At 70.1% G+C, this 2,906-nt stretch carries 2 protein-coding genes; both read left to right on the forward strand.

Annotated features, from left to right (window positions below; translation table 11 throughout):
• On the forward strand, window positions 1-1,816 hold a 1,816-nt coding region (locus AC2VNT_RS04460), incomplete at its 5' end, for a condensation domain-containing protein (protein WP_486945703.1).
• The coding region (locus AC2VNT_RS04465) for a condensation domain-containing protein (RefSeq protein WP_486945704.1) at window positions 1,809-2,906 on the forward strand (1,098 nt) is incomplete at its 3' end. The genes AC2VNT_RS04460 and AC2VNT_RS04465, both read left to right, overlap by 8 nt.

Here is a 2,906-nt window from a genome sequence, read left to right on the forward strand (position 1 = left end):
CGCGCTGACCGAAGTGCTGCCCGCGTACCTGGTTCCCGCCCGGATCGTCGCGCTGGCCTGCCTGCCGGTGACCGCCAACGGAAAACTGGATGCCGAGGCGCTGGGCCGGCTGGCCGAAGACGCACTGATACCGACCGCTGGGCCCGCCGCCGGCACTGCCGGCACTGCCGTCACCGACACCGAACGGGTGCTCAGCGAAGTGTTCGCCGAGCAGTTCAACGGCGTGACGCCGCAGATCGACGCCGACTTCTTCGCGCTCGGCGTGGACAGCATTGTGGCCATCTCGGTGGCGCACCGGGCGCGTCGCCGGGGCCTGGCCGTCAGCCCGCGGATGGTGGTCACCTCGCCGACCATCCGCAGACTCGCCGCCGCCGTCGAGTGCGCCGCCGGCTCACAGGACAGCGAGGTCTGCGCGGATTACGGCGAAGTGTCACCACTTCCGGTGGCATCCTGGCTGTTCGAGTACGGCAACTACCGCCGGTTCACCCACACGGTTCTGCTCCAGTTGCCCGACGACGCCGATCAATCGTCGGTCGAGTCGGTGCTGCAACTGCTGATCGACCGACACGACACCTTGCGTTCCACCCTGGTCGACACGCCCGAAGGGCCGCGCCTGGTGACGCGAGAACCCGGTGTCGTCCGCGCCGCCGACGTGCTGACCCTGGTGCCGACACCGGCACCGGCTGACCCGGAATTCACCTCGGCCATCATGCGGTGCGCGCGCACCGTCAACGACGCGATCGACCCGCACCGGGGCGCGATGCTGCGGGCGATCTGGCTGGATGGGGGCGAACGCGGCCACGTGCTGCTGATCGCTGCGCACCACCTGGTGGTCGACGTGGTGTCCTGGCACATCATGCTCGGCGACGTCGCCGAGGCGTGGCGTGCGGTGAAATCGGATGCCCCACCGCGACTGCTGCCCGAGTTCACCGGGTACCGGCGGTGGTCGGAACTGTTGTGGCAGCGGGCCGCGACAGCGCAGGTGGCGGCTGAGCGCGACTACTGGGCGGCGCAGCTCCGCGGCCACGACCCGGCGCTGGGCGCACGGTACCCCGACCCGAAGGCCGACACCTGGTCGAGCCTGCGCGTCACCGCGGCGACCACCCCGGTCGAGGTGACCGAGCGCCTGCTGGCCCGCCTCGAGGAGGGCGCCGGCATGCGCGAATTCCTGCTGACGGTAACCGCGATGACGGTTGCCGGCTGGCGGCGGGCCCGGGCACAAGACCCGACCGCGGGAACCCTGGTCGCCCTGGAGGGCCACGGCCGCGCCGACGACCTTCTCGACACCGACACCACCAACACCGTGGGCTGGTTCAACACCGTGTTCCCGGTGCGCCTCGCGGCGGGTGCCGCGATCGACGTCGACCAGGCGGAGAACGACCCGGCCGCCGCGCGGCTGCTGCTGGACTGCGTGACGGCCGAGCTGAACGCGATCCCGTACGGGGGCCTGGATTACGGCCTGCTGCGCTACGTCAGGGGCGACCCGGGACTGCGGGCCGACCCGCAGATCATGTTCAGCTATCTGGGCCGGCTGGATCTGGGTGGTTTCACCGGTCAACCGTGGTCGCTGGTCACCGGCGGCTACCTGGATGCGCTGCCGCACGACCCCGAGCCGGATCTGCCGCTGCGGTTCGCCCTGCAGATCGGTGCACTGGTGGGCAGCACCGAGCATGGCACCCAACTGGTCACCAACGTGCGCTGGAGCGATGCGCTGTTCACCGCGTCCGACATCGCTGACTTCGTTGATCTCTGGCAGCGCGGGGTCGTGGCGCTGGCGGTGTGCCTGGACGCAGCAGACCGGTCGCGCCATGGGTGAGTGGATCGGCACGAACGAACTCCGGCAGACGGTGGCGGCTCAGCTGGGTTGTGCCGCCGGCGACATCGCCGACGACGACGACCTGATCCAGCTGGGCCTCAACTCGATCCGCATCATCGCGCTGGCCGGCGGCTGGCGAAAACAGGGCGCCGACATCACCTTCGCTCAACTGGCCGCCGAGCCCACCATCGGCGCTTGGCACGGCCTACTCAGCGCGGCGGCGCCGGGCAGCGCGGCGGCACAGGTGTACTCGACGGCCCCGACCGGAGGCGCGGCCAGTGAGGACGCACCGTTCCCGCTGGCCCCCATGCAGCACGCCTACTGGATCGGCCGATCCGCTGAACAAGAACTCGGCGGCGTGGCAGCACATCTCTACGCCGAATTCGACGGCGGCCCAGTCGATCCGAACCGACTCGAACAAGCGGTGTCGAATCTCGTCGATGCCCATGCGATGCTGCGCACCCGGTTCCTTCCCGACGGCACCCAACAACGGCTGCCCGCACCACGGCGGCCGGTGTTCGCCGTGGTGGACCTGCGCGGGCAGCCGAAGAAGGCGGTCGAGTCAACCCTGGCGCGGTTGCGCGACACCAAAACCCACCAGCGCCTGAAAGTCGAAGACGGACAGGTCATCGACGTCACGCTCACCCGCTACCGCGAGGACTCCCAGCAGAGAACCCGGCTGCATCTCGACGTCGACATGCTGGCCGCCGACGCGATGAGCTACCGGGTGCTGGTCGCCGATCTGGCCGACCTGTACCGGGGAGCGACGTTGCCGCAGTGCGGCTACAGCTACCGGCGATACCGAACCGAGCGCCGCGACGACGATGCCGCGCGCGAGCGAGACCGCCGCTGGTGGCAGCGGCGGCTGCCCGAGCTGCCCGGCGGACCACAACTTCCGGTGGTGGCAGCCCGCGACCGCGTATCGCAACGCACCGTCCGTTATCAGCACCGGCTGGGACCGCAGGCCAGGCAGCGGCTGATCACCAGCGCCCACTCGCATGCGGTCACACCGGCGATGGCCGTGGCGGCGATCTTCGCCGACACCGTCGGCGGCTGGTCGGCGCAGAGCAGGTTCTTGCTCAATGTCCCG

This window comes from Mycobacterium sp. TH-M15 (genome assembly GCF_057473705.1).